The 18,891-nt window shown below is 39.4% G+C and carries 19 protein-coding genes; 12 read left to right on the forward strand and 7 right to left on the reverse strand.

What is annotated here, in order from left to right:
- Nucleotides 1-389 precede the first annotated feature (389 nt).
- Nucleotides 390-1,619 carry a cell division peptidoglycan polymerase FtsW gene (gene ftsW / locus EAF07_RS09665; protein ID WP_121836355.1) on the forward strand — a complete coding sequence of 410 codons (1,230 nt, stop codon included), beginning with the start codon at nt 390-392 and terminating at the stop codon, nt 1,617-1,619.
- A 110-nt stretch (nt 1,620-1,729) separates the two neighbouring features.
- Here ftsW and EAF07_RS09670 read toward each other — a convergent pair whose 3' ends face one another.
- Nucleotides 1,730-4,225 carry a pneumococcal-type histidine triad protein gene (locus EAF07_RS09670; protein WP_121836356.1) on the reverse strand — a complete coding sequence of 832 codons (2,496 nt, stop codon included), beginning with the start codon at nt 4,223-4,225 and terminating at the stop codon, nt 1,730-1,732.
- A gap of 310 nt (nt 4,226-4,535) precedes the next feature.
- Between EAF07_RS09670 and EAF07_RS09675 the strand changes: the two genes are divergently transcribed.
- From EAF07_RS09675 to tuf, 3 genes are all read left to right on the forward strand, one after another.
- Entirely contained in the window at nt 4,536-5,036 is a 501-nt protein-coding gene (locus EAF07_RS09675) for an RNA polymerase sigma factor (RefSeq protein WP_245962725.1), read from the forward strand.
- Nucleotides 5,020-6,111, forward strand: a complete 1,092-nt coding sequence (locus EAF07_RS09680) for an anti sigma factor C-terminal domain-containing protein (protein ID WP_121836358.1) — start codon at nt 5,020-5,022, stop codon at nt 6,109-6,111. Before EAF07_RS09675 ends, EAF07_RS09680 begins: the two co-directional genes overlap by 17 nt.
- 136 nt (nt 6,112-6,247) lie before the next feature.
- Nucleotides 6,248-7,444 carry an elongation factor Tu gene (gene tuf / locus EAF07_RS09685; RefSeq protein WP_121836359.1) on the forward strand — a complete coding sequence of 399 codons (1,197 nt, stop codon included), beginning with the start codon at nt 6,248-6,250 and terminating at the stop codon, nt 7,442-7,444.
- Between the two features lie 255 nt (nt 7,445-7,699).
- Here tuf and yidC read toward each other — a convergent pair whose 3' ends face one another.
- Nucleotides 7,700-8,614 (reverse strand): membrane protein insertase YidC, encoded by a 915-nt coding sequence (yidC, locus tag EAF07_RS09690; RefSeq protein WP_121836360.1) that lies wholly within the window; start codon nt 8,612-8,614, stop codon nt 7,700-7,702.
- A gap of 126 nt (nt 8,615-8,740) precedes the next feature.
- Entirely contained in the window at nt 8,741-9,019 is a 279-nt protein-coding gene (locus EAF07_RS09695) for an acylphosphatase (protein WP_121836361.1), read from the reverse strand.
- Between the two features lie 186 nt (nt 9,020-9,205).
- On the opposite strand from EAF07_RS09695, the gene EAF07_RS09700 reads away from it, so the two are divergent.
- Genes EAF07_RS09700 through EAF07_RS09715 form a run of 4 tightly spaced genes read left to right on the forward strand, consistent with a single transcriptional unit; the run spans nt 9,206 to nt 12,411 of the window.
- Nucleotides 9,206-10,321 carry a 5-methyltetrahydropteroyltriglutamate--homocysteine S-methyltransferase gene (locus EAF07_RS09700; protein WP_121836362.1) on the forward strand — a complete coding sequence of 372 codons (1,116 nt, stop codon included), beginning with the start codon at nt 9,206-9,208 and terminating at the stop codon, nt 10,319-10,321.
- Nucleotides 10,322-10,347: 26 nt separating this feature from the next.
- A complete protein-coding gene (locus EAF07_RS09705; protein ID WP_121836363.1) occupies nt 10,348-11,481 on the forward strand; it encodes a 5-methyltetrahydropteroyltriglutamate--homocysteine S-methyltransferase in 1,134 nt (377 codons plus the stop codon).
- A 59-nt stretch (nt 11,482-11,540) separates the two neighbouring features.
- Entirely contained in the window at nt 11,541-12,062 is a 522-nt protein-coding gene (locus tag EAF07_RS09710; RefSeq protein ID WP_121836364.1) for an ECF transporter S component, read from the forward strand.
- Nucleotides 12,043-12,411 (forward strand): DUF4430 domain-containing protein, encoded by a 369-nt coding sequence (locus EAF07_RS09715; protein ID WP_121836365.1) that lies wholly within the window; start codon nt 12,043-12,045, stop codon nt 12,409-12,411. The genes EAF07_RS09710 and EAF07_RS09715 overlap by 20 nt, the downstream gene beginning before the upstream one ends.
- 80 nt (nt 12,412-12,491) lie before the next feature.
- On the opposite strand, the gene EAF07_RS09720 is transcribed toward EAF07_RS09715, so the two are convergent.
- Together EAF07_RS09720 and EAF07_RS09725 are read right to left on the reverse strand one after the other, a co-directional pair.
- Nucleotides 12,492-13,163 (reverse strand): potassium channel family protein, encoded by a 672-nt coding sequence (locus EAF07_RS09720; protein ID WP_121836366.1) that lies wholly within the window; start codon nt 13,161-13,163, stop codon nt 12,492-12,494.
- Nucleotides 13,164-13,186: 23 nt separating this feature from the next.
- The gene (locus EAF07_RS09725; protein ID WP_121836367.1) at nt 13,187-14,560 is read right to left on the reverse strand and encodes a TrkH family potassium uptake protein; all 1,374 of its coding nucleotides are present in this window, start codon (nt 14,558-14,560) and stop codon (nt 13,187-13,189) included.
- Nucleotides 14,561-14,693: 133 nt separating this feature from the next.
- Between EAF07_RS09725 and EAF07_RS09730 the strand changes: the two genes are divergently transcribed.
- Nucleotides 14,694-15,431: a TraX family protein gene (locus EAF07_RS09730; RefSeq protein WP_121836368.1), complete on the forward strand. Its 738-nt coding sequence runs from the start codon at nt 14,694-14,696 to the stop codon at nt 15,429-15,431.
- A 192-nt stretch (nt 15,432-15,623) separates the two neighbouring features.
- Here EAF07_RS09730 and rsmG read toward each other — a convergent pair whose 3' ends face one another.
- Nucleotides 15,624-16,337: a 16S rRNA (guanine(527)-N(7))-methyltransferase RsmG gene (gene rsmG / locus EAF07_RS09735; RefSeq protein ID WP_121836369.1), complete on the reverse strand. Its 714-nt coding sequence runs from the start codon at nt 16,335-16,337 to the stop codon at nt 15,624-15,626.
- Between the two features lie 70 nt (nt 16,338-16,407).
- Here rsmG and EAF07_RS09740 point away from each other — a divergent pair, with 70 nt between their 5' ends.
- The 3 genes from EAF07_RS09740 to EAF07_RS09750 all read left to right on the forward strand — a co-directional run bounded on the left by EAF07_RS09740 (nt 16,408) and on the right by EAF07_RS09750 (nt 18,535).
- Nucleotides 16,408-16,959, forward strand: a complete 552-nt coding sequence (locus tag EAF07_RS09740; protein WP_121836370.1) for a LemA family protein — start codon at nt 16,408-16,410, stop codon at nt 16,957-16,959.
- A gap of 12 nt (nt 16,960-16,971) precedes the next feature.
- Entirely contained in the window at nt 16,972-17,868 is an 897-nt protein-coding gene (htpX, locus tag EAF07_RS09745; RefSeq protein ID WP_121836371.1) for a zinc metalloprotease HtpX, read from the forward strand.
- Nucleotides 17,869-18,001: 133 nt separating this feature from the next.
- Nucleotides 18,002-18,535, forward strand: coding sequence for a YceD family protein (locus tag EAF07_RS09750; protein ID WP_121836372.1), 534 nt, complete (start codon nt 18,002-18,004; stop codon nt 18,533-18,535).
- A gap of 69 nt (nt 18,536-18,604) precedes the next feature.
- Here the strand turns inward: EAF07_RS09750 and EAF07_RS09755 are convergent.
- The coding region (locus EAF07_RS09755; protein ID WP_121835272.1) for an IS30 family transposase at nt 18,605-18,891 on the reverse strand (287 nt) is incomplete at its 5' end.

Here is an 18,891-nt window from a genome sequence, read left to right on the forward strand (position 1 = left end):
TTATATTTTGTCATAGTAAGGACTCATTTCTAACACAAACGTCTCAGACTTAATTCCACCATAAAAATCCGTTTTAGACTAATTTCCACTTCGAAAGCTAAAGTGGAAATTACTTTGGGAAATTACCCGAATGAGGATTCCTCTCTTTCGTTTTTCCTTTGTTCGCAAATGATATGAAAACGTGCTATAATAAATTATTGACTGTATGAAAAATAAGACTCGTCAAAAATTAAAATCTAGCGTCATTATCTTAACTTGATGAACTTTATTTAGTTCTATCTGCACTTTCGTTGCCTAGTTAGCTTTTGATTTTTATGGAGTATAAGATTGAAAGGTCGTCTTTTAATCTATACTGAAATCTTTTATTTTTGACGATTTGAGGTGTTTTTATGAAAATAAACAAGCGGCATTTATTGAACTATTCAATATTTTTGCCTTATTTAGCCCTGTCGATTTTAGGGCTAATTGTCATTTATTCAACAACCAGTGCTAGTTTAGTACAGAAAGGTGCTAATCCTTTTAGCTCTGTCTTGAACCAGACAGTGTTTTGGTTTTTGAGTTTAATAGCGATTGCTTTCATCTACCGTTTGAAACTTGGTTTTTTGAAAAATACAAGTATTGTTTCAATAGCTATCTGGGTTGAGATTGGGATGTTGCTCTATTCACGTTTTTTCACAGAAACGGTCAATGGAGCGCACGGTTGGATTGCTATTACAGTTGCTGGGCGCAGCCTATTCACCTTCCAGCCAGCCGAATATTTAAAAATTTTGATTATTTGGTATTTGGCATTGATTTTTTCAAGACGGCAGGAAGAGGTGGAAATCTATGATTATCAAGCCTTGACTAGGGGAACTCTTTTTCCTCGAAAATTTCAAGACTGGCGCTTTTATTCAGCCTTGATGGTTTTTCTGGTTGCTTTTCAGCCAGACCTTGGTAATGCAACGATTATCATTCTAACAGCGATTATCATGTTTTCGGTTAGTGGTATTGGATTCAGGTGGTTTTCGGGTCTCCTAGCAGTGATTGTGGCAGGCTCAGCTGCATTTCTTGGGACAATTTCTATAGTTGGTGTTGATGTATTTGCTAAAATCCCTGTGTTTGGCTATGTGGCAAAGCGCTTCTCGGCTTTCTTTAATCCTTTTGAAGATGTTCAAGGTGCAGGACACCAATTGGCCAATTCATACTATGCCATGAGTAATGGTGGCTGGTTTGGTAGAGGTCTTGGAAATTCCATTGAAAAGCGGGGATACTTGCCAGAGTCTCAGACTGACTTTGTGTTTTCAATTATCATCGAAGAATTAGGTTACATCGGTGGGGCGCTCATTCTAGCCTTAGTCTTTTTCCTTATTTTACGGATTTTATTAGTTGGGATTAAGGCCAAAGATCCTTTTAACAGCATGATGGCGCTAGGAATTGGTGGTATGATGCTTGTCCAAGTCTTTGTTAACATTGGTGGGATATCAGGCTTGATTCCATCGACAGGGGTTACTTTCCCATTTCTATCCTTAGGGGGGAACAGTCTCTTGGTCCTATCAGTGGCCATAGCCTTTGTCTTAAACATTGATGCTAGTGAAAAACGCGAGGCTATTTATCGTGAACTAGAAGATACTTTATCATAATTATAAAAAGAGCTAGGACTGCGTTCAACATGAACGCGGTTCTAGCTCTTTTGTTTAAGTGGGGAATGCGGAGTGAGTGTGGCTATGCAGCTTATAGCTTAACTAGTGATTTATAATTCCTCTAAAACGATAGGAATAGATTTACCATCAGGTAATATGAGTTCCATGCTGCCGTCAGGAGAGAAGATAATACTGTCAAGGCCCACTCCATATTTTTGAGCAAAAGCAACTAACTTATCTTGAAGTTCCTGAGGATTAGGCTTCTCAGGTGTAGGAGTTGGTTGCATAGGTTGAGGAACTGGTGTAACCTCAGGGTCCTTTTGAGTTTCTGGTTGAAGTGCAAGTGATTCTAAATCTTTAGGATCAATAGGAATAGATTTACCATCAGGTAATATGAGTTCCATGCTGCCGTCAGGAGAGAAGATGATACTGTCAAGGCCCACTCCATATTTTTGAGCAAAAGCAACTAACTTATCTTGAAGTTCCTGAGGATTAGGCTTCTCAGGTGTAGGAGTTGGTTGCATAGGTTGAGGAACTGGTGTAACCTCAGGGTCCTTTTGAGTTTCTGGTTGAGGTGCAAGTGATTCTAAATCTTTAGGATCAATAGGAATAGATTTACCATCAGGTAATATGAGTTCCATGCTGCCGTCAGGTGAAAAGATAATACTGTCAAGTCCAACTCCATATTTTTGAGCAAAAGCGATTAACTTGTCTTGCAGTTCCTGAGGATTAGGCTTCTCAGGTGTAGGAGTTGGTTGCATAGGTTGAGGAACTGGTGTGATTTCAGGGGCCTCAGTCGATCTGTCTGGTTTAGTTGTCGAATCTAATACAGGGATTTCAACGAGGTAGTAGCTTTCATTTTCCTCATATGGATTAACCATAAAGGTCACTGGGATGACATTACCGGCTGTAGCTGTTGTTCCTTGATTGTTTTTAGGGATAGGTAGGGTAATCGTACCAACGGTATAATTGTTTTCCAAATAAGGAGTTCCATGGAAATCATCGAATACTCTGACAAGTGCTTTAGTGCCAGTTGTTAGTGGAAATTTAGTCGTTACTCGGAGAGTTGTATCACCGGCATAAAAAGGTTCAAATATAGCATGTCGTGCCATTTCATAGGCTAATGAACCGTTAACTTTAAAATGTCCGCTGTAAGTGACTTCGGGATAATCTTTAGAGCTAATAGTGTAATTAAAAACATCCCCTGGTAAGTAGGATTTGTCTAATTCAAAATTAGCGATATTCCCTACTCCAGAACCAAAGACAAAACCAGAGAGCTTTTCTAAGGTCTTTCCATCAGGTGTCAGCAAGGTTACACGAATGTTAGTTCCCAAATCTTTTTTGAGAGTTGGAGAGAAAATAAATGAGACACGTTTCTGACCGTGATCCAATGTGAAAGCCTGGTTATTAAATGTCCCAGAGCGTAAAAGTTGAATGGCTTTCTGTAATTCCTCGCCTTGGTAAACTTTATCGGTAGATTTCTGATCAACTCCAGCTTCAGGATCGAAAATCTCATAATTATTATGAGAATGTCCACCTCCATATGGTTTTTTCTCATCAATAGGCTCAGCATGATGGTGGTCTCCATGAGGATAGATGATAGCATTTTTTTCACGATCAACTGTAATTTGTTCACGTTTGAGCCCATATTGTTTCATGATACGAGCTAACTTTTTTTCCAATTTAGCTTCAAAATCAGATTGTTCCTGCGGATTTACTTTCGGAAGAGAAAGATTCGGCTGTGTTGGGTTGTTTAACTGTTCTTTTTGGGCAAGAAAATCTTCTGCTGCTTTTTTCTCTTCATCTGAAAGTTGTTCCTTAGGAATCCAGTGTTGATGCCCTCTATGACGAGCTAAATAACCATTACCATGACGGCTAATAATATCCTCAGCTTTAAAAATGTATCCGTCAGAGGTTGTATATTTTCCATTAGCTTTAGCGTAGTTGATTTCTTGCAAGCTATAAACAATATCACTGTTTGCTTTACCATGACGCTCTTCTAAAGGTGTGACAGAATGCTTAGGTTCAGAAAAATGTAGTGGTTTTCCTGGTGTTAGTTGTGATTTGGGAATATAGTGATAGTGGTCACCGTGCCGAACCGTATAACCATTCTCATCTTCAGCAACGATATCATTTGGATTGAAAACATAACCGTCATCAGTAGAATTGGTGGATTTACTATTAACGATTGACTGTGATTTGTTCTGGCGAGAAGGGGTAGAGGCTATTTTATGAGAATCATTAGGGATGAGGTATTCCCACTTACTTCCCTTTAAGTCATCATAGAAAATAAAGTGACTGTGCCCATCGTGTTTAACAATAATTCCAGTTGAGGTTTTATTTTCGATCTGAGACTCATCGGTTAATAAAAAGCCATCATCTGTAGGTTTATCGATACCAGGAACAACTTTCTTTTTGGAAGAATCCTTAGATTGAGTTGCTTTAGTTGTTTTATCTGATTTAGATTTCTGACTTTTTTTAGATTCTTGATGTTTTTTTGAACCATGTTCATGGCTGTTTTTAGCAGGTGCTTGGCAGGCGGTTAAAGTAATATGACAGGTTAATGCCAATCCGATAATTGTAAGTATTTGTTTTTTTGCTTTCATAATAAAATCCTTTCTAAAATAAAATACTTAACTAGTTAAAGATTAACCATTTAAGTATATCACTGTAATGTCATAAAAACAAGAATTTTATACATAGAGAATTTATCAGAGTAATCACAATTGGTGAATCGGAAAGGTTTAGCATTGCTGATAAGCGATAGGTGGATCAAGTAAGGGCGCTTATCTTACAGTTATAGACCGTCTATTCTGAACTATTGAGAGTTTGATAAAAATATTTTTTTAAAGTTTGTAACCAATTTACTCATTATTCGTTATACTAATGAAAAGAGAAAAGTTAGGAGGTGAATTGATGAAACTTTCGGGTTATGAGGCCTATTTAGTTGATGTTGCAGAGGAAATTTGTTTTTATTTGATAAAATCAGGAGCAAAAGCAGAAGATGCAAAGGATATAGCACAGGATATTCTAGTTAAAATACTTGCAAGTGACATCGTACTACCTGCTGATAAGATGCGAGCCTGGCTTTATCGTACAGCCATTCGAACCTATATTGACAAGTATCGGCGTGATAAACGCTATCATGAGATTTTGCAAAAGGCTTTTTTTACAGAAGAGACTTGGATAAAGTTCGATGATAAAACCTATGAACCTCTCTCTCAATGCCTGCTCAGCTTGGACCAAAAGTATCGCCTACCACTTGACCTTTTCTATTTTCAAGACCTGACGGTTAGGGAAATAGCAGAGCTACTTCACTATAGTGTCAGTAAAGTCAAAATCAATCTTATGAGAGGACGAAAAGCCCTCCGACAAAAATTAGAGAAAGAAGGATATACCTATGAAGACTTTATCTAACTTTGAAAAAATTGCAAAGAAAAATAAACGTAAGAATACTCTTCGTAACATTTTACTAAGTACTATTCTGGTATTGGGAATTCTGTTTGCGACTTATATGGGGTTAAATTATCTGACCAGTCGTAATGGAGAAAACATTCGTGATAGCTATGTATTGGAAAGTGAAATTGCCTATCCTAATATTTCTTACAGCACATGGGGCTATAACGCAACCTCTCAATTTACAGGAAATTTTTACTCTGACCGCTTCAAAGATATTGATGGGATTATTGTTCCATTTGAACCTTTTGAAGTCAGTTACTCCCTTCGCCTATTAGGTGGTGGTAACAGTAGTGCAGGAACGATGTTAGGTGATGATAATCACTCAAAATATACACGAGGAAGTAGCTACAAGGTACCTATTTTCTACAATGTAAACTATGATTATAATAGTAAAGACAGTTATGTAAAAGTGACACAGGATATTGCACTCACTTCAGAAATGTCTGGTCAAGCAGTAGAGATGGCGATTACTTTTGATAAAGGTTATACACTGGAAGAAATCATGGAAATGATTCCAGATAATCTAAAGATAAACTGGTACTGGATTGGTACGACAAGTAAGTATGATACTAGTACAATACAATTAAGTGATACATTTGGCATGACCCATAATGAAGAAGCGACCATGACTTATCAACAAGCTAAAGAGTGGGAAAAAGCAGCAAGAGAAGCAACGAAAAAAGATAAAAACCCTGACTTATCCAAAATTGATATAGGCGCACCAGATTCTGTTGATGCCTTGACTGGTTTACAAAACAGCTATACGATTTTCCAAGGATATGCTAAGGAAGCATTGGAAAAAGATTACTTAGGTAGCACATACGGTGGTGCAGACGGAAGTGAATTAGATACGAAGAAAGATATTAAGGCCTATTTGAAAAACAACTCTGATCCAAAAACTGCCAAATTTGCTGGTGTTATTTTGACAGGTCGTGCTGAAAACTTCAAACAGTTGGAAAATGCTAGCTGGATTTACGCTTCCAATATTGGTCAAAGCGTCGAAATTCAGCCATATCACCACTTAGAAAAGTAAGAAAAAAGTAAGATTTGGTGAAAACGCACAAAAAGCTTGCAATTATTTGGTAATTTGATAGAATGGTAAGGTAAAGTTAGACCGTATTGCCTACTGTCTATCTATAAAATATATTTTATTGGAGGCTTTTTCCACAATGGCAAAAGAAAAATACGATCGTAGCAAACCACACGTTAACGTCGGTACAATTGGACACGTTGACCACGGTAAAACTACTCTTACTGCAGCTATCACTACTGTTTTGGCACGTCGCTTGCCATCAGCAGTAAACCAACCAAAAGACTATGCGTCTATCGATGCTGCTCCAGAAGAGCGCGAACGCGGTATCACAATCAACACTGCACACGTTGAGTACGAAACTGAAAAACGTCACTACGCTCACATCGACGCTCCAGGACACGCGGACTACGTTAAAAACATGATCACTGGTGCCGCTCAAATGGACGGAGCTATCCTTGTAGTAGCTTCTACAGATGGACCAATGCCACAAACTCGTGAGCACATCCTTCTTTCACGCCAAGTAGGTGTTAAACACCTTATCGTGTTCATGAACAAAATCGACCTTGTTGACGATGAAGAGCTTCTTGAACTCGTTGAAATGGAAATCCGTGACCTTCTTTCAGAATACGATTTCCCAGGTGATGATCTTCCAGTTATCCAAGGTTCAGCTCTTAAAGCTCTTGAAGGTGACTCTAAATACGAAGACATCGTTATGGAATTGATGAACACTGTTGATGAGTACATTCCAGAACCAGTTCGTGACACTGACAAACCACTTCTTCTTCCAGTCGAGGACGTATTCTCAATCACTGGACGTGGTACAGTTGCTTCAGGACGTATCGACCGTGGTACTGTTAAAGTCAACGACGAAATCGAAATCGTTGGTATCAAAGAAGAAACTAAAAAAGCAGTTGTTACTGGTGTTGAAATGTTCCGTAAACAACTTGACGAAGGTCTTGCAGGAGACAACGTAGGTATCCTTCTTCGTGGTGTTCAACGTGACGAAATCGAACGTGGTCAAGTTATCGCTAAACCAGGTTCAATCAACCCACACACTAAATTTAAAGGTGAAGTCTACATCCTTTCTAAAGAAGAAGGTGGACGTCACACTCCATTCTTTAACAACTACCGTCCACAATTCTACTTCCGTACAACTGACGTTACAGGTTCAATCGAACTTCCAGCAGGTACAGAAATGGTAATGCCAGGTGATAACGTGACTATCGACGTTGAGTTGATCCACCCAATCGCCGTAGAACAAGGTACTACATTCTCTATCCGTGAGGGTGGACGTACTGTTGGTTCAGGTATCGTTTCAGAAATCGAAGCTTAAGATATCTTAAGTTCCCAGAATAACAATTATTAAGTCAGACAACTTTTAATTGTAAAAGCCCTAGTTTTACTGGGGCTTTTTTGCATTGTCAAAAGTGAGATAGTACCTTATAGTTATTTGAATTAGGAACAGGACGTTATTTAATTAGGGTTATGAGAGATAATTCTATTATTCATCTCATTTTCAGTTGTCCTATTCCTGATTCAAAATACTATAAGAGCATAAGAAAAAACCGCAAGAGTGCGGTTTTGTTAATTATTTACGGTTACGTTGTTTACCTGCATTGCGATTTGATTTTGTCATAATTGCTTGAGAGGCTTGTGGTGTCACATCACGACGTGTGTTTGAAGTGTTGAATTTTTTTGGTGGATTGAGTTCAAATTCTTCAGCAACTTTTTTTCGTAAACTTGGTTTGATGATGTAAGTTGTAATCAATTGTTGGAAGATGGAGAAGATACCACCGACAAACCAGTAGAGTCCCACACTAGCAGGAAGGCTAAAGGTGAAGAATGCCATCATCAGAGGCATTGAGTACATGGTAGCTTTCATTTGTTGGCGTTGTTCTTCAGGTACGGCTTGTACTGATAACCAAGATTGGACGAAGTACAGGGCAACGATGATAGCAATTAAGATAAAGTCAGGTTTTCCGAGATTCATCCATAAGAATTTGCTCTCGGCAATGCCTGGTGTGTGTTGCGCCGCAAAGAACATCGCTGAGAAGAATGGCATTTGAATGAGGAGAGGAAGACATCCGATGCCACCAAACATGCTCACTCCATTTGCTTTTTGTGCCGCAAAGTATTCTGCTTGAGCAGCCATTTTTTCTTCTTGAGAAAGATTTGGGTCTTGCATACGCTTTTGAAGCGGTTCTAAAATTGGCTTGAGATAGGCCATTTTTTCAGATTGATAAGCTGCTTTACGGCTTTGGTAAAGACCTAGAGGTAGGATAATAAAGCGGACAATAATAGTCACTAGAATGATTCCAAGTCCAAAACCAAGTCCCATATTATCAGCAAAGAAGCTGATGAGGCTTGCCATTGGTTTACCGAAGACATCCCAGATAAGACCAGCTGGATTCCCTGCTTTGTCACGGCCAACACAGCCTGTTAAAAGCAGAAGCATTGATAGAGATAAGCCTGATAAGGCTAGTCGTTTTTGAAGTTTTTTCACTGAATGTAATTCCTTTATGTTATAGTGGTGTCTAATCGTATATTTCAGACATAACATTACTATTTTACCTTTTTTTAGAATAATTCTCAATCATTCTAAGGTTGTATTTTTAATTTTGGGTGTTTTTTAATTAGCCATCCTAAAATCAGTGAAGTCGTCAAAGCGGGTCATGGTGACATCCACATAGGTTACCTTGGCAAAACGTGAAGGACCTTTTCGGATTTCTTGGATAAATTTAGCCATTTTAGCGGAATCGTCTGATTGTGCTAAAATTTCAACCGTTCCGTCATCATTATTCCATACGCGACCATAGATATCACCAATTTCTAAAGCGAGGGCATAGGTTGAATAACGAAAGCCAACTCCTTGGACACGACCAGATACGAGAATTCTGAGTTTTTTCATCACAATAATCCTTTACCGACAAAAGTTTCTTGTTCTTCTAACGGTTCTCTGTTTTTCTTTCATTATAACATGGCAGAGCAGAAATTATGTATAGCTAAAAGTTATAACAAATGATAATAAATATATATTTTACAGCTATATAAGACTCTGATAAACTAGACTTACTAAAACAAATGGAGATTTATGATGACAAAGAAATATTTTGAACATGTGGGATCGTTTTTACGACCAGCTGAATTGGTTCAGGCACGCGAAGATTTTGAGGCTGGAAAAATCACTGCTGAGGAATTGACGGCTGTTGAAGACCGTCTTATTACAGAATTGGTTGATAAACAGGTTGCTGTTGGACTTGAAAAAGTAACAGACGGTGAGTTCCGTCGTGCCAACTGGCATGTGGATTTCTTCTGGGGCTTTGATGGCATTGAGAAGCTAAACTATGGTGAGGGCTTGCATTTCGTTGGGGTTGAGACAAATGATGATTCTGCTCTTGTAACAGGAAAGATCGGATTCACTAAAGAAAATCATCCCTTTATCAAGCACTTCCAATTTGTGAAGGCATTAGCAGATGAGCGTGGTGTGGAAGCTAAGATTACCATCCCATCGCCATCGCAGTGCTTGATTGAATTGCAACGCGGCAGCAACTTGCAGAAGGCTCTTGAAGTCTATCCAAACCAAGCAGAGTTAGTAGAAGATTTAGCCGTTGCTTATCGCTCTGCTATTCTTGCCCTTTATGAAGAAGGTGCCCGTACAATCCAGTTGGATGACTGTAGTTGGGGAATTGTCATGGACGATGATTTCCATCAGAAGATGACCAAGGGGGCTGTGCCTCAAGAGGTGATTCGTGATAACTTCCTGCATATCAATAATAAGGCGATTGAAAATCTTCCGGAAGATTTGACAATTAACACGCATGTTTGTCGTGGGAACTACCAATCAACGCATTTGACAGAAGGTCCTTACACTAAAGTTGCGGAGACGCTTTTTGGTAAGGAAAATGCGACGTCCTACTTCTTGGAGTATGACAATGAGCGTGCAGGTGGTTTTGAGCCACTAGCAGAATTTAAAAATCCTGATAAAGTGGCTGTTCTTGGCTTGATTACGACTAAGACAGGTGAACTGGAAGATAAGGAGCAGGTGATTGCTCGTATCAAGGAAGCTAGCAAGTACCTCCCATTGGAGCAGTTGTGGTTAGCAACTCAGTGTGGGTTTGCTTCAACGGCGGAAGGTAACTTGATCACAGATGAAGACCAGTGGAATAAGTTAAAATTGGTCAAAGAAGTGATTGACGAGGTTTGGGGATAACCTTGAATTGATTTAGGAGAGAGATTATGACAAAGAAATATTTTGAACATGTGGGATCATTTTTACGCCCGGAAGAATTAGTGGCAGCGCGTGAAGCTTTTGCAGCAGGTAACCTTTCAGCTGAAGAATTGTCAGCGGTAGAAGATAAGGCGATTAAAGCACTGGTGGATAAGCAAATTGAGGCTGGCCTTGAAAAAGTAACGGATGGCGAGTTCCGTCGTGCTTACTGGCACCTTGATTTCTTCTGGGGGTTCAATGGGATTGACCACATTCAAGCTGCACAAGGTTATCAATTCCATGATGAGGAGACTAAGGCTGACTCGGCTATTGTTTCTGGGAAAATCACTGGTGAGAATCATCCTTTTGTGGAGGCGTACAAGTTCCTCAAAGCTTATGTAGATGAAAAAGGAGCTAGCGCAGAAGCTAAAACAACTATTCCAGCGCCATCTCAATTCTACTTTGAATTGATTCGTGATGCAGAGCATGTTGCAAAATTAAATGAAGTCTATCCGGACTTTGAAGAGCTTCGTGCAGATATTAAGGCAGCTTACCTTAAGGTCGTTGATGACTTGGTTGCTGCTGGTTTGAAAACCTTGCAAGTTGATGACTGTACTTGGGGTGTCTTGGTGGATGACAACTTCTTAACAGGTTGGGGAGCTTTACAAGGAAAATCAAAAGAAGAGGTTCGTGATGAATTAGCTGAACTTTTCCTTACTTTGAACAACGATGTTTATGAAAATGTCCCAGGAGGTCTTTTGGTCAATACACATGTTTGCCGTGGAAATTACCACTCAACTTGGGCATCATCAGGTGGCTACAATCCTATCGCAAAAGAATTATTTGGTGAGGAAGCTGCGAAAACCTACTTCCTTGAATTTGACAATGAACGTTCAGGTGGTTTTGAGCCATTGGCAGAATTTAAAGATGAGGACAAGGTGGCTGTTCTTGGTTTAATCACTTCAAAATTCCCTGAATTGGAAGACAAAGAAGCTATTATTGCTCGATTGAAAGAAGCTAGTCAGTATATTCCGTTGGACCAACTTTGGATTTCGACACAATGTGGTTTTGCTTCAACGGAAGAAGGAAATATTTTGACAGACGAAGATCAGTGGAAGAAACTAGCCTTGGTTAAAGAAATCATTGACGAAGTTTGGGGATAATCTTATCTGAGTTTAGAAACTAGGTTGCATTTTGTAGCCTAGTTTTTTATAATGTCTCTATGAAAACTTTTACTGTAAAGCGTTTGGCAAGGATTGCCATGATGGCGGCTCTTTGTGTGGTGTTACGTCAGGCTTTTTCTAGCCTACCAAATGTCCAACCGATAACAGCTATTTTTTTACTATTGGTGCCTGTTTGGGGGATTTTCGATGCGATTTTAGTCATGGCAGTGAGCATGCTAGTGTCTTCATTCTTGCTTGGCTTTGGGCACTGGGTCTTTTTGCAAATCGTATCATTTGCTGCTGTGATGCTACTGTGGCAGTGCCAGTTGGCTTTGATGACAAGGTGGGTTAAATCTGATATAATAAGACTGTTTGTGGAGACAATTGGAGCTGGCATGGTAGGGATTGGCTATGGGATTGTGATTGATAGCCTCTCAGCAGCGATGTTTGGAATGCCTTGGTGGTCTTATGTGGCGGCAGGGTTCTTCTTTAACTTGGCACATGCCCTATCGACCCTAATTTTTTACCCACTGATAAGAACATTTTTTAGGAGATTTTCCCATGAAGAAACTATTATCTAGCCTTGTTTTGCTACTTTCTCTCTTTTTAGTGGCTTGTGGTAATGGCGGAGCAGACAAAGACGATCAAGTAGCTGGTAAGGTACAACTCATTGTCAACTTAGATACCAATAAAATGGACGAACAAGTCACTTTTGAAAAAGGCGACACGGTTATGGACGTTTTAGAGGACAATTATGAAGTCGAAGAAGACAATGGCATGATTACAGCTATTGACGGTATTGCTCAAGATGAAACAAAAGGCATCTACTGGATGTTTAAAGTCAATGACGACATGGCACCAAAAGGTGCAGAACAAATCACCCTTAACGACGGTGATAAAATCGAATTCTACCAAGAAAAATTTGAATAAGATTTTCATTGGAATGCATAAGAAAACTCAGTTTTCAAAAATAAAAAAATCGGAAGTAGTTTCCGATTTTTTTATTTAAATTAAGACAAATACCCTAGATAATCGTATTTTTCAAAGGTACGATTGTTAGCAACAGCAACCATGATGGTTCCTTCTTTTAGTGGTTGATCAATAGCTAAATCAGTAGAGAGGGATTGGCCTTTTTCTGAACGCATTCCGATAAGGTTGAGGTCGAATTTTTTACGGATATCGAGTTCTATGATGGATTTCCCCACCCAATCTTGTGGGATAAGAAATTCCATGACAGCAATATCGTCTTCTAAATGGTAGAGTTCTGTGATTTTGTGACGCATTAAAGAAGAAGCGAGATTTCGACCGCTTTCACGTTCAGGTGTGATGACACGATCAGCTCCAATCTGATAGAGGACTTCTTCGTAAATGTCATTGCTTGCTTTGGCAATAATTTGTTTAACACCCAGCTTTTTACAATGCATCAGAGCGAGCACAGAACTTTCAAGATTACTTCCTGTCGCAAGGATGACCACATCACATTGGTCAATACCGATAGCCTTGAGGAAGTCAAGGTCGGTCATATCTCCGATAAGCGCTTTGGTAACAAATTCAGAAACATCTTCTACCAGTTCGGGATTATTGTCAATGGCGATAACTTCCTGACCAAAAAGACTGAGTTCATGGGCGATAGCGAATCCAAAACGTCCAAGTCCTAGAACGCCGATAATTTTATGTGTCATAATGATTTCTTTCTAATGTAAACTTATCCAAGCGTGATGTCAGCTTTTGGATAGGTGATAGGTGTTTTTTGTTTTTGAGAAAGGCTGAGCAAGACCGTTAAAGGTCCTACGCGACCGATAAACATCAGCAACATGATAATCACGCGTCCGAAGAAGCTGAGTTGAGGTGTGATATTCATGGAAACGCCGACAGTTGCTAGAGCACTAGCTGTTTCAAATAATAGTGCAAAGGGAGAGAGTTCAGGTTCAGCCAGTAACAAGAAGAAGTACCCCATAATAAAGACAGTAAAGAAGAAAACTAAAATGGTAAGCATTTGTCGGATAATGCTTTTTGGAATGCTTCGGTTAGCGAAGGTGACCTGCTTGTCGCCACGAAACTCTGAACGAAAGAGAAGGACAATCAAGGCGGCGCAGGCGAGTTTAATTCCCCCAGCAGTACCCCCAGGGGCGCCTCCAATAATCATTTGAATAATGAAGATGAAGTTTGTTGCGGAATGTGCCTGACTGTAGTCAATAGTGGCAAAACCAGCGGTTCTCATTGTCACTGTTTGAAAGAAAGAGACCAACCCTTGTTGAAAGAGGTGAAGATTGCCGATGGTATTTGGATTATGTCTTTCAATTAACCAGGTGATAATGGTCCCTCCTGTTAAGAGAATAGCTGTTGCCAGAAGGACTAAACGTGTCTGAATTTTTAATTTTCTCAAAACGAGTGAAAGGTTTTTAGGTTTATTTTTGACATAATCTTTCAAGCGATGAACAATGTCAATCCAATTAGCAAAGCCGAGCCCACCAGCAATAATGAGAAAGGCAATGGTCAGATTGACAATAGGATTGGTTTGGAAAGAGATAAGACTAGAACTTCCTAGATTGTCAAATCCAGCGTTACAAAAGGCTGAGACAGCGAGAAATAGTGAATTAAAGATTCCAGAAGCTAGACCGAATCGTGGAATAAAATCAATCATCAGCAGGCAAGCGCAAGCTATTTCCACAAAAAAGGTAAATTTATAAACGGAAAAGAGAAACCTATTTAGGTGCCTACTGGACTCTCGGCTGAGGGAATTTTGCAAAACCCCTAAATCACTTAGCGAAAGTTTGCGCCGTAGAGTGTAGTAGCTGAAGGCGATTAAGGTCACGAGTCCAAGACCGCCAATTTGAATAAGAAGCATCGAGAGTGTCAAACCTGCGTGGTTATAGACTTCTGAGATGGGAAAAACAGAAAGTCCTGTTACACAGACCATGGAGATGACGGTGAAGAGGTGATCTAGATAGCTTGTCTGAGGTGCCGAAGGCAAATGAAAAATAGGAAGGGACAGTAGGCTGCTTCCCAGTATAATAACAATGATGAAACTGAGACAGAGCTTTTGGGCTGCTGTTAAATGATTAAAAAATGATCTCACGAGCGGTTTTCTTTCTAAGTATGAAGATTAAGAATATCATAACAAAAATTAGGAGAAAGGCAACTAGGAACATAGCTTATTCTTGATTTTTGACTGGAAAGAAGATAAACTAAGGCAAAGAAAGAGAATAAATATGAAGAAAATTGATGCCTTTTACCTTAAACTGCTTGCCATATCGGCTATGCTGATCAATCATATTGGTCATACCTTTGAAGGAATTTGGAATCCACCTATTTGGGCCTTTATCTATTTATCAGTAGGTTTACTAACGTTTCCAATCATGGCGTATTTGATAGTGGACGGCTTTTATTACACGAGAAATCGTTGGAAATATGTTGGAAGACTAGCTCTGTTTAGCCTATTGTCCTTCTTGCCATTTCACTACGTTTTCTTGCCACCTTTCCCACTTTGGGTGGGGAATAATATCATGTTTACCCTTGCAATGGGAGTTGTCATGATGATGGTGTTAGAAAAAGCACCTACTAAATGGTTAGAAATTCCTGTAGTGATTATTTTTATGCTATTAACGTTTTGGTCAGACTGGCAAGTTTTTGGGATACCGATTATTTACGCCTTTTATCGTTTCAGAAACAGCCAACAAAAATTTGGGATTATTCCTATTATCTCTCTGATTATGATTTGGATTAATTGGAATGCCTATGGTGGTTACCTAACTAATCCTAATTTGGGGCCATTGCTATGGGCGATGATTCTTGCCAATGTAGGAATTTTAGCGGTTATTCCTCTATTGTGGTCTTATAATGGGCAACGTGGCTACTCACCAATATGGGTAAAATGGGGTTTTTATGCCTTTTATCCCTTACATCTTTTAGTGCTGTGGGGAATTCGTTTCATGATTTTTGGGTATTAAAAAACTGCGTGTGCAGTTTTTTTCAGTTATATGACTTTTAGTCCGTTTCTCACCTACGGAGCGAAACAAATAAACCACCCGCTATGCGGGTACGCGTCGTTGGTTATACCAAAAAACTCCAAACGCGATACAATAAAGGTGTTCAAGTCTAATGTAAAGCATGAGGAGTAAAATATAGTACAAAAGGCAGTTTTATAATGGTTTTTTATTTGGGAGACCGGCCCGTCTAGGGTATTTGTTTGGGGTCTCTTTTTTCTTTTCAACGATAGTGATGTTACGGCTGTCACCATTTGGAAGGTCATAATTGTAAGTTTCGACAACTTTTGAAAAAAGCAGGGCGAGTGCATTTTTAGCGTCAGCCAATTCATCTTCAGCAGCAACAGCTTTTAAGGCGATTAATTGACCACCGATTTTCAAAAAAGGAATAGTTAATTCAGACAATACTTGCATACGTGCAACGGCACGAGCGGTCACGATGTCAAATTGCGCACGAAATTGCTTGTCTTGTCCAAATTCTTCAGCTCTGCCATGATAAAAATGAACGCCAGTTAGACCTAATTCTTCTGATAAAAGGGTCAAAAAATTGATACGCTTATTAAGAGAATCAATAATTGTCACTTCAATGTTAGGGAAAAGAATTTTCATCGGAAGGCTAGGAAAACCAGCTCCTGCCCCAATATCTAGCAGACGAATGCTATCATTAGTAATTTTATGATGCAAGACAGGTGCAATGGAATCATAGAAGTGTTTTAAGTAGACTTCTTGCTCCTCGGTAATAGCTGTCAGATTGATTTTTTCATTCCATTCGACCAGCAGTTCAAAATAGCGTTTAAATTGTTGCTTTTGTAAATCGCTGAGCTCAAAACCTTGATCAGCGAGCATTTGATAAAATTCTTCTTTAGTCATGACTTTATTTTACCATAAAGATTAAAAACTTGATATAATAGAGCAAATTAAGATGATGGAGGACTTTCTTATGTTATGGATTATTCTTGCCGTTGTGGCAGTTCTTGTGATTTGGGGCGTTGCTTCTTATAATGGATTGATTAAAAGCCGTATGCAGACACAGGAAGCTTGGAGTCAGATTGATGTTCAGTTGAAACGTCGAAATGATTTGATTCCAAACCTTATTGAAACAGTCAGAGGTTATGCGAAGTACGAAGGAAGTGCTTTGGAAAAAATAGCAGAGCTCCGTGCACAGGTTGCCAAAGCTCAGACGCCTCAAGAGGCTATGCAGGCATCAGATGCTCTTGGCCGCCAAGTGACAGGTTTGTTTGCAGTGGCTGAAAATTATCCTGATTTGAAAGCAAATGCTAGCTTTGTCAAATTACAGGATGAATTGACAAATACAGAGAATAAAATTTCTTATTCCCGCCAACTTTACAATAGCACAACAGCTAATTACAATACCAAATTACAGACGGTCCCTACTAATATTGTTGCAGGATTATTTGGCTTTAAAGCAAGTGAATTCTTAGCAGTACCTGAAGAAGAAAAATCAGTTCCAAAAGTTGAATTTGATTTCTAATGAGGTAAGCTGATGTTATATGACCAAATTGCCCAAAATAAAAGGCGGACGGTCGTGTTGATTATCGCCTTTTTTATCCTGCTCACAGCTATAGGTGCAGCGGCTGGTTATCTTATTTTAGGAAGTCTAGAGTTAGGTGCTTTTTTAGCCGTAATCATTGGTGCGATTTATGCCGCTAGTATGATTTTTCAGTCCACTAACATTGTCATGTCAATGAATGGCGCCCGTGAGGTGACTGAAGCAGAAGCGCCAGATTATTTTCACATCGTGGAAGATATGGCAATGGTTGCTCAAATCCCAATGCCGCGTGTTTTCATTGTTGACGACGCTTCCTTGAATGCATTTGCGACAGGTTCTAGTCCAGAAAATGCGGCAGTAGCAGCAACAACTGGTCTCCTTCAAGTTATGACACGTGAAGAATTAGAAGGTGTCATCGGGCATGAAATTAGCCATATCAGAAATTATGATGTCAGAATTTCAACAATTGCTGTAGCATTAGCTTCGGCTGTGACCTTGCTATCCTCAATTGGTGGGCGCTTTATGTATTTCGGTGGCGGTAGTCGCTCACGGCGTGATTCTGATGACAATGGCGGAGCAGGTATCTTGATTTTGTTATTTTCGATTTTGGCGATGGTTTTAGCACCTCTTGCAGCTACTATTGTCCAACTGGCGATTTCAAGACAACGGGAATACCTAGCAGATGCCAGTTCGGTAGAATTAACGCGAAATCCGATGGGAATGATTAAGGCGCTTGAAAAATTGGATAGGTCACGTCCGATGGCACACGAAGTTGACAGTGCCAGCGCAGCTTTGTACATCAATGATCCCAAGAAAAAACGAGACTTTAGTGCCTTGTTTCAAACCCACCCACCTATTTCAGACCGCATTGAACGACTAAAGAAAATGTAAAATCGTCCCAAGGGGCGATTTTTTCACCTTAAACTGTTATAATGAAGATAATGAAAAGAGAAAGGACAGAGAGTGATTTTATAGCAGTTGAAACCGTTGTGTTATCAAGTGATAGACCTCTCTTTATAGTGTCATGTTTAATCTTATAGACCTAAAAAAACAAACTGAAGGGGTGACCTTTGATCGCCAGCTAGATATTAAGGAAGTTTTGCTTGGACGCGATAGCAGTATTTTAGATATTGCTAATGTCACAGCGCGTGGTCATATTTCTTATGATGCAGGGCTTTACCTGCTTAATTACCAGCTGGATTACACCATTACCTTACCATCTAGCCGCTCAATGGAGCCAGTTGTTTTAGCTGAGACGCTATCAGTATCTGAGGTTTTCATCGAAGAGGGTGACGTTAAGGAAAAGGCAGAGCTTATTGAGGAAGATTTGGTTCTTGTCATTGAGGGAGAAACCATTTCATTAGAAGAAAGTGTTGTCGATAATATTTTACTTAATATTCCCTTACGTGTGTTAACTTCTGAAGAAGAACAAGATGATCAAATGCCAAGTGGAAATGCCTGGACTGTTTTGACGGAAGAACAATATCAAGCACAACAAGAAGAAAAAGCAGCAGCTAATAATCCTTTTGCAAGCCTCAATGGACTATTTGAAGAATAATGTGTCGCACGACCTTTCCTTGATGGGATAACATTAGTCGCTAAAAAATTGCCAAATTTCAAGTTCAAGTTAGGCAGTCTGTAAAAACTCTATAGGAGATTTATAATTGAATAGTTTCTTTGGATAGTTGTTAATCCAGTTTTCAATAAATGCGACTTGTTGTTGAGTCGCATTTTTGCTTCCCTTAGGCAACCAACGCCGGATGAGTCTATTATGATTCTCATTAGTCCCACGCTCCCAAGAAGAATACGGGTGGGCATAGTAGATATGAGCAGGGTCAAAAACTTCTGCTAAACGACTGAACTCAGCCCCGTTATCAGCTGTGATAGAGTTCATTTGATAATCCTTGAGGATTG

It is taken from the genome of Streptococcus hillyeri, assembly GCF_003686955.1.
Taxonomy (GTDB): domain Bacteria; phylum Bacillota; class Bacilli; order Lactobacillales; family Streptococcaceae; genus Streptococcus; species Streptococcus hillyeri.

Excerpts from the sequence above, each read along its gene's own strand:
- ftsW (WP_121836355.1), top strand. The coding sequence starts at position 390 with ATGAAAATAAACAAGCGGCATTTATTGAACTATTCAATATTTTTGCCT.
- EAF07_RS09670 (WP_121836356.1), bottom strand. The coding sequence starts at position 4,225 with ATGAAAGCAAAAAAACAAATACTTACAATTATCGGATTGGCATTAACC.
- EAF07_RS09675 (WP_245962725.1), top strand. The coding sequence starts at position 4,536 with ATGAAACTTTCGGGTTATGAGGCCTATTTAGTTGATGTTGCAGAGGAA.
- EAF07_RS09680 (WP_121836358.1), top strand. The coding sequence starts at position 5,020 with ATGAAGACTTTATCTAACTTTGAAAAAATTGCAAAGAAAAATAAACGT.
- tuf (WP_121836359.1), top strand. The coding sequence starts at position 6,248 with ATGGCAAAAGAAAAATACGATCGTAGCAAACCACACGTTAACGTCGGT.
- EAF07_RS09695 (WP_121836361.1), bottom strand. The coding sequence starts at position 9,019 with ATGAAAAAACTCAGAATTCTCGTATCTGGTCGTGTCCAAGGAGTTGGC.
- EAF07_RS09700 (WP_121836362.1), top strand. The coding sequence starts at position 9,206 with ATGACAAAGAAATATTTTGAACATGTGGGATCGTTTTTACGACCAGCT.
- EAF07_RS09705 (WP_121836363.1), top strand. The coding sequence starts at position 10,348 with ATGACAAAGAAATATTTTGAACATGTGGGATCATTTTTACGCCCGGAA.
- EAF07_RS09710 (WP_121836364.1), top strand. The coding sequence starts at position 11,541 with ATGAAAACTTTTACTGTAAAGCGTTTGGCAAGGATTGCCATGATGGCG.
- EAF07_RS09715 (WP_121836365.1), top strand. The coding sequence starts at position 12,043 with ATGAAGAAACTATTATCTAGCCTTGTTTTGCTACTTTCTCTCTTTTTA.
- EAF07_RS09720 (WP_121836366.1), bottom strand. The coding sequence starts at position 13,163 with ATGACACATAAAATTATCGGCGTTCTAGGACTTGGACGTTTTGGATTC.
- EAF07_RS09730 (WP_121836368.1), top strand. The coding sequence starts at position 14,694 with ATGAAGAAAATTGATGCCTTTTACCTTAAACTGCTTGCCATATCGGCT.
- rsmG (WP_121836369.1), bottom strand. The coding sequence starts at position 16,337 with ATGACTAAAGAAGAATTTTATCAAATGCTCGCTGATCAAGGTTTTGAG.
- EAF07_RS09740 (WP_121836370.1), top strand. The coding sequence starts at position 16,408 with ATGTTATGGATTATTCTTGCCGTTGTGGCAGTTCTTGTGATTTGGGGC.
- htpX (WP_121836371.1), top strand. The coding sequence starts at position 16,972 with ATGTTATATGACCAAATTGCCCAAAATAAAAGGCGGACGGTCGTGTTG.
- EAF07_RS09750 (WP_121836372.1), top strand. The coding sequence starts at position 18,002 with ATGTTTAATCTTATAGACCTAAAAAAACAAACTGAAGGGGTGACCTTT.